The 6,866-nt window shown below is 64.1% G+C and carries 7 protein-coding genes; 4 read left to right on the top strand and 3 right to left on the bottom strand.

The genetic code is table 11. The features are described from left to right. The 4 genes from APY03_RS43500 to APY03_RS09110 form a co-directional block, all read left to right on the top strand. Positions 1-1,176, top strand: a 1,176-nt coding sequence (locus tag APY03_RS43500; protein WP_232324205.1) for an FAD-dependent oxidoreductase, incomplete at its 5' end; no start/stop codon positions are given. Next, positions 1,173-3,044 (top strand): 2-oxoacid:acceptor oxidoreductase subunit alpha, encoded by a 1,872-nt coding sequence (locus APY03_RS09120; RefSeq protein WP_232081285.1) that lies wholly within the window; start codon positions 1,173-1,175, stop codon positions 3,042-3,044. The genes APY03_RS43500 and APY03_RS09120, both read left to right, overlap by 4 nt. Continuing rightward, complete coding sequence (locus APY03_RS09115) at positions 3,041-4,096, top strand: 2-oxoacid:ferredoxin oxidoreductase subunit beta (RefSeq protein ID WP_068676018.1); 1,056 nt, start codon at positions 3,041-3,043, stop codon at positions 4,094-4,096. Before APY03_RS09120 ends, APY03_RS09115 begins: the two co-directional genes overlap by 4 nt. Before the next feature lie 44 nt (positions 4,097-4,140). Next, the gene (locus tag APY03_RS09110) at positions 4,141-4,581 is read left to right on the top strand and encodes a CBS domain-containing protein (protein WP_068676016.1); all 441 of its coding nucleotides are present in this window, start codon (positions 4,141-4,143) and stop codon (positions 4,579-4,581) included. A gap of 32 nt (positions 4,582-4,613) precedes the next feature. On the opposite strand, the gene APY03_RS45620 is transcribed toward APY03_RS09110, so the two are convergent. From APY03_RS45620 to APY03_RS09100, 3 genes are all read right to left on the bottom strand, one after another. Then, positions 4,614-4,835 carry an energy transducer TonB gene (locus APY03_RS45620; protein ID WP_083944240.1) on the bottom strand — a complete coding sequence of 74 codons (222 nt, stop codon included), beginning with the start codon at positions 4,833-4,835 and terminating at the stop codon, positions 4,614-4,616. A 245-nt stretch (positions 4,836-5,080) separates the two neighbouring features. Beyond that, positions 5,081-5,659 (bottom strand): hypothetical protein, encoded by a 579-nt coding sequence (locus APY03_RS09105; RefSeq protein ID WP_068676014.1) that lies wholly within the window; start codon positions 5,657-5,659, stop codon positions 5,081-5,083. A 1-nt stretch (position 5,660) separates the two neighbouring features. Then, positions 5,661-6,677 carry an RHS repeat-associated core domain-containing protein gene (locus APY03_RS09100; protein ID WP_068676012.1) on the bottom strand — a complete coding sequence of 339 codons (1,017 nt, stop codon included), beginning with the start codon at positions 6,675-6,677 and terminating at the stop codon, positions 5,661-5,663. Positions 6,678-6,866: the final 189 nt, after the last annotated feature.

Here is a 6,866-nt window from a genome sequence, read left to right as displayed (position 1 = left end):
GCCGCGGCCAATATCCACATCGGCATCGACTGGCTGGCTTCCGTCTCCTTCAGCCACATCACCAGCATCGGCCAGCGCGTGATCGTGCTGGGCGGCGGCAATACGGCGATGGACTGCTGCCGGTCGGCGCGCCGCCTGGGCGGCAGCGACGTGAAGGTGATCGTGCGCAGCGGCTTCGAGGAGATGAAGGCCTCGCCCTGGGAGAAGGAGGATGCGCAGCACGAGGGCATCCCCATCATCAACTTCCACGTGCCCAAGGCCTTCGTCCACGAGGACGGCAGGCTGGTGGGCATGCGCTTCGAGATCGTCCGCGCGCAGTACGACGCCCAGGGCCGGCGCTCGCTGGTGCCCACCGGCGAGCCCGAGGCTTTCTTCGAGTGCGACGACGTGCTGGTGGCGGTGGGCCAGGAGAACGCCTTCCCGTGGATCGAGCGCGACTGCGGCATCACCTTCGACAAGTCGGGCCTGCCGGTGCTCGACAAGAGCACCTTCCAGTCCACCGTGCCGAACGTGTTCTTCGGCGGCGACGCGGCTTTCGGCCCCAAGAACATCATCGAGGCCGTGGCCCATGGCCACGAGGCCGCGGTGTCGATCGACCGGCTGCTGCACGGCGAATCGATCCAGCAGCGCCCTGCCCCCATGACCAACCTGATGTCGCAGAAGATGGGCATCCACGAGTGGAGCTACGACAACGACATCACCAACGACCTGCGCTACAAGGTGCCCTGGGCCAAGGCGGAGACGGCGCTGGCCAGCATCCGGGTCGAGGTGGAGTTGGGCTTCGACGCAGCCACCGCCTTCAAGGAGGCCGAGCGCTGCCTCAATTGCGATGTGCAGACCGTGTTCACCGAAGTCGCGTGCATCGAATGCGATGCCTGCGTGGACATCTGCCCGATGGACTGCATCAGCTTCACCGCCAACGGCGAGGAGGCGGAGCTGCGCCAGCGATTGAAGGCGCCCGCGCTCAACCTGGCGCAGGACCTGTATGTGTCCGGCGGGCTGAAGACCGGCCGCGTGATGGTCAAGGACGAGGACGTCTGCCTGCACTGCGGCCTGTGCGCCGAGCGCTGCCCCACGGGGGCCTGGGACATGCAGAAGTTCCTGCTGAAGATGACGCCGGCGGGCCCGGCAAGTCGTGATGCGAAGGTTGCGCCGAGGCAAGGGGTGCCAGCATGAGTGCAACACTTCCGCCCAAGGGCGTCCAGGCGCCTTCGGCGAGCGCTGGGGCCACCCCCTCGATCGCAGCGGTGAACGACTTCGTCATCAAGTTCGCCAACGTCAATGGCTCGGGCTCGGCTTCGGCCAACGAGCTGTTCGCCAAGGCCATCCTGCGCATGGGCGTGCCGGTGAGTCCGCGCAACATCTTCCCGAGCAACATCCAGGGCCTGCCGACGTGGTACGAGGTGCGCGTCTCCGAGCAGGGCTACATGGGGCGGCGCGGCGGCACCGACATGATGGTGGCGATGAACCCGCAGACCTGGGATGCCGACGTGGCCGAGCTGGAGCCTGGCGGCTACCTGTTCTACGACAGCACGCGCGCCCTGCCGCCCTCGAAGTTCCGCGACGACATCCGCGTGATCGGCATGCCGCTCACCGAGATCTGCAACGCGGTCTACCACGACCCGCGCCAGCGGCAGCTGTTCAAGAACATCGTCTACGTGGGCGCACTCGCCATCCTGCTGGGCATCGAGCCGCAGGTGGTCGAGAAGCTGCTCGGCGAGCAGTACAGGGGCAAGGAAAAGCTGCTGGCCTCCAACGTTCAGGCGCTGCACCTGGGCTGCGACTTCGCGCGCGAGCACCTGCGCGAGACGGTGGGGCTGCAGGTGCGGCGCGCCGACCGCGTGGGCGAACGCATCTTCGTCGACGGCAACAGCGCCGCGGCGCTGGGCTGCGTGTACGGCGGTGCCACGGTCGCGGCCTGGTACCCGATCACACCCTCCTCCTCGGTCGCCGAGGCCTTCCAGAAGTACTGCGCCAAGTTCCGCGTGGACCCGGCCACCGGCCAGAACCGCTTCGCCATCGTGCAGGCCGAGGACGAGCTGGCCTCCATCGGCATGGTGGTCGGCGCCGGCTGGAACGGCGCGCGCGCCTTCACCGCGACCTCGGGCCCGGGCATCTCGCTGATGACCGAGTTCATTGGCCTCGCCTACTTCGCCGAGATCCCCGTCACCCTCATCAACGTGCAGCGCGGCGGGCCCTCCACCGGCATGCCCACGCGCACCCAGCAGGCCGACATCCTGTGCTGCGCCTACGCCTCCCACGGCGACACCAAGCACGTGCTGCTGTTCCCCGAGGACCCGCACGAGTGCTTCGAGCATGCCGCAGCTGCACTGGACCTGGCGGACCGCCTGCAAACCCCCGTGTTCCTGATGACCGACCTGGACATCGGCATGAACCAGCGCCTGTGCGCGCCCTTCGAATGGGACGAGAGCCGCTCTTATGACCGCGGCAAGGTCATGACGGCAGAGGAATTGGAGGCCGGCCGCGACTTCGGCCGCTACAAGGACGTCGATGGCGACGGCATCCCCTGGCGCACCCTGCCCGGCACGCACCCGACCAAGGGTAGCTTCTTCACGCGGGGCACCACGCGCGACGCCTACGCGCGCTACTCGGAGCGCGGCCCCGACTACATCTACAACATGGAGCGGCTGCTGAAGAAGTTCGCGACCGCCGCCACGATGGTGCCGCAGCCTGTGCTGCGGCCAGCCGCGCAAACCACGGACCTGGGCGTGATCTACTTCGGTTCGACCAGCCCCGCCATGCACGAGGCGCTGGAAGCACTCGAAGCCCGGGGCATCCACCTGGATGCGATGCGGCTGCGCGCCTTTCCCTTTCCGGAGAGCGTCGTGCAGTTCCTGGCCGGGCACCGCCAGGTCTTCGTGGTCGAGCAGAACCGCGATGCACAGATGCGCAGCCTGCTGATCAACGAACTCGACATCGACCCCGCCCGGCTGGTGCGCGTGCTGCATTTCGATGGAACGCCCATCACGGCGCGCTTCGTCACCGGGGCGATCGCTGCGCATGTGACGGGGGAAACCGCATGACCTATCTCGCCAAGCCCAAGCTGCACCACCCCACGCTGGCCACCAACAAGGTCGGCTATACGCGGCGCGACTACGAGGGCAAGATCTCGACCCTGTGCGCCGGCTGCGGCCACGACTCGATCTCGGCCGCCATCATCGAGGCCTGCTGGGAACTGGACATCGAGCCCCACCGCGTCGCCAAGCTCTCGGGCATCGGCTGCAGCTCCAAGACGCCGGACTATTTCCTGGGCGCCTCGCACGGCTTCAACACCGTGCACGGCCGCATGCCCAGCGTACTGACCGGCGCCAACCTGGCCAACCGCGACCTGCTCTATCTCGGCGTCTCGGGCGATGGCGACTCGGCCTCCATCGGCCTGGGCCAGTTCGCCCACGCCATGCGGCGCGGCGTGCGAATGGCCTACATCGTCGAGAACAACGGCGTCTATGGCCTCACGAAGGGCCAGTTCTCCGCCACTGCCGACGAGGGCTCCAAGAGCAAGAAGGGCGCCATCAACACCGACAGCCCGGTGGACCTCGTGGCCATGGCCCTGCAGCTGGGCGCCACCTACGTCGGGCGTGGCTTCTCGGGCAACAAGGCCCAGCTGGTGCCGCTGATCAAGGGCGCCATCAGCCACGGCGGCGCCGCATTCATCGACGTGATCAGCCCCTGCGTGGCCTTCAACAACCATCCGGGCAGCACCAAGAGCTACGACTATGTGCGCGAACACAACGAGGCGGTGAGCCGCATCGACTTCATCCAGGGACGCGAGGCGATCACCGCGGACGTGGCGCCGGGCGAGGTGATGGACGTGCGCCAGCACGACGGCACACTGCTGCGGCTGCGCAGCCTGCACGCCGGCTACAACCCCGGTGACCGCCATGCCGCCATGTCGCACATGCAGCGGCACCAGGAAATGGGCGAGGTGGTGACCGGGCTGCTCTACGTCGATCCGCTGGCCACCGACCTGCACACGGCACTCAACACCAGTGCCCGCCCGCTCAACCAGCTAGGGCCCGACGAGCTGTGCCCGGGTGCCTCGGCGCTGGAAAAACTCAACGCCTCCTTGCGCTGAGCCCGGGCTCGTCGCAACATCGCGCTTTTTCTGGAGGGCGGACCATGGCGGAAGAACGTACTGTGTTTCAGTCCATATCGCGCAAGCATGTGCTCAGCCTCGGGCCACATGCCAGCGTGCGCGACGCCGCCGGCGTGATGACCCGCGCCAACTGCGGCAGCGTGCTCATCATGGAACCGCCCGACATCGTGCTGGGCATCCTGACCGAGCGCGACCTGATGACGCGGGTGCTGGCAAAAGGACTCGATCCGGATCGCACGGCCGTTCGTGAAGTGATGACGCCGAATCCGATCTGCGTGTCGCCGGAGACGCTGGTGTCGGATGCGGTGGTGCTGATGCTCGAGCGGGGGTTCCGGCACCTGCCGCTGGTGTCGGGGACGAAGATCCTGGGGGTGTTCTCGGTGAGGGATGCGCTGCCGAGGGAGATCGGGGTGGCGCTGGGGCAGGCGGAGTTCAATGCGCAGGTGAATGATGTGTTGGGGTAGTGAGGCGTAGGGAGCGGGCAGGTCCGCCTTTCTTACTGCCAAGGTGCGGGGTCGTCCCCCAGTTTGAAAGTAATCGGCTGGCGAAGCCGCACCTTGACCGGTACGCCGCGATAGGTGTGAGGCCGGAGTTTCCATTGACTGAGTGAACTGACTGCCGGATCTGCCAGCAGCTTGGGTGACTCGCAGACGACGGTTGTACGCGCAACGTTGCCGGGCTCGCCCACTCCGATTTCCACCAGGACTCTTCCTTGAATGCCTGCTCATCTTGCCTCGCGCGGGTACGAGGGTGGCACGGCATGCATAACTCGGGTTGGCTGGTCCAGTCCAGGCACCACGTCACCCATGGGATATCCATCCACAAAGGCTTTGCTTCACAGGCAATGCACGCCAGTCTTGTATGCGTTGGCTTCTCTCGATGTGCATAGTCAATTGCTCGGAATGTGCTGAGGTACTTGCCTGAACCGGTCCAAAGTTCCCCCCTCGATCAACATTAATAGAGTTAAAGAGAATTGCCTTGCTTATGGGTCCATGAGTAGTTGCTTAGCAAGGTCGCGAGAAAGCCTGCGCCAAAGCTTTCCACCAACTCGACGTCTCTTGCAGTTCGTCGTAAAAGCCAGAGAGAAATGTCTTCCTTGTTAAAGAAGTTGTCTCTTACAACCTCTGTGCCATCTGGAACTCGATCCGAATCGATGGCAAAGACTCCAACATCGACAGGGCGACTTTGATAGATGACCCATCGCTTCTTTACATCGACAAGAATCATTCCATCAACATCCCCCCCGTCGCGGAGGGCTTTACCAAGCCTGCTGATATCAACGGGCCAATCCGCGTCCCCACCTAAGCGCGCCAAGAGAGATCTGCTTGATCTAGCGAATACGTCCACTTCAAGCTCCTCATCGAAGCATGCAGCAGCAACTTCCCGCACTGCGGAAATCATCGGCTTAGAAGACGTGATGTCCGCATCAAAAAACAGATACTTTTGGAATTGACGGGTTAGCACCTGTTGTGGAAGCTCTGCCCCTCGAACGATCACGTCCAGCGAATTGCCTATCGACTCGTCTGTTGCTTCGTTCTGCATGTCATTCCCCCAAGAAGCGTAGCTTCGTAATGATTGCGTCGAGAACCGAAACCGAAGCGGACGGTACACCAGTCGGTGCGCCCGCAACCCCACCGCCTGTCGACTGAGGGTAGAACCTATAGGTCTTATCCCCGCTGTTCATGATGGTGACGGTTCCATCCTTGGACATTGTTTTCACGTACCCATTCACTGCCAGATTCTCGATTGCTTGCGACTGTGTTAGCCCGACATTTAGCTGATTTGCGCTATTTCTAGTCGCCTTTGCTCCGAATGAAATCTCGGTAAGCGCCGCCGTTTCCCTCGTAGCGACCCCTTTCGCAGCCGCCTGCGCCGCCCCTTTTAATACCCCCAGTCCGCCACCGATGAGGAACTGCTCAGGATAGACCCCTTCAAGCGGCGGATCGTGGATCGGCGAATTGTCGATCCAGTTTCCAAGAGGCGTGCCTTGCACGTTGGACTGCGGAGCTACAGGAAATGCGGATGCACCGCCCACACCTGCAGCCAATGCCGCTGCCTGGCTGGCAATCAACCCCGTAGGGTCTGTCCGGTTCGCCGGGTTGTTGCCCACATAGGCATATAGATTGACGTCGTCCTTGTAGCCAATCGGATCCGTCTGCAGGAACCTGCCCAGGCTCGGCGAGTAGAAGCGCGCCTTGTAGTGGTACAGCCCCAGCTCGCCGATGAGCTGCTGGCCCGTGTACCTGAACCTCGGCCCCGTCGTCGTGTTCGGCTCGCCGTAGGGCCCATAGCTGTAGATGCCGGTGCTCGCACCCGTCGCATTGGCCGTGGCCACGATGCTGCCGAGGTGGTCCGCATAGAACCAGTTCTTGGCCGTGGTGCCTGATCCTTCGTACCAGACGATCGGCTCGTCGGTGCCGGGGCCGTGCACGTAGCGTCTTTGCAGCGTGGTGCCCGCCGCGTCGTACTCGGCAATCAGGTTCGCGGCGTCGTACAGCAGATTCGCCGTGTTGGCGCCGATGACCGTCTGCCGGAGTCTTCCCTCGGCGTCATAGCCCAAGGTCGCTGCCGTGCCCGCCTTGCTCGCCGTCTTCAGCCGGTTGTCCAGGTCGTAGCCGTAGCTCCAGGTGCCATCGCCCGTCAGGTTGCCGTTGGCGTCATAGGCACGTCATACGTGAAGCTGGTCGCCAGGTTCAGCTTGCCGGTGCCGGCATCGACCGTGCTGGTCTGAGGTCGCTCAGGGTCCTGC

The organism is Variovorax sp. WDL1 (genome assembly GCF_001541225.1).
GTDB lineage: Bacteria > Pseudomonadota > Gammaproteobacteria > Burkholderiales > Burkholderiaceae_C > Variovorax.
This window is presented reverse-complemented; position numbering and strand designations above follow the sequence as displayed.

Bases quoted from the DNA above. Each gene is read 5' to 3' on its own strand.
- APY03_RS09120 (WP_232081285.1), top strand. From the start codon at position 1,173: ATGAGTGCAACACTTCCGCCCAAGGGCGTCCAGGCGCCTTCGGCGAGC.
- APY03_RS09115 (WP_068676018.1), top strand. From the start codon at position 3,041: ATGACCTATCTCGCCAAGCCCAAGCTGCACCACCCCACGCTGGCCACC.
- APY03_RS09110 (WP_068676016.1), top strand. From the start codon at position 4,141: ATGGCGGAAGAACGTACTGTGTTTCAGTCCATATCGCGCAAGCATGTG.
- APY03_RS09105 (WP_068676014.1), bottom strand. From the start codon at position 5,659: ATGCAGAACGAAGCAACAGACGAGTCGATAGGCAATTCGCTGGACGTG.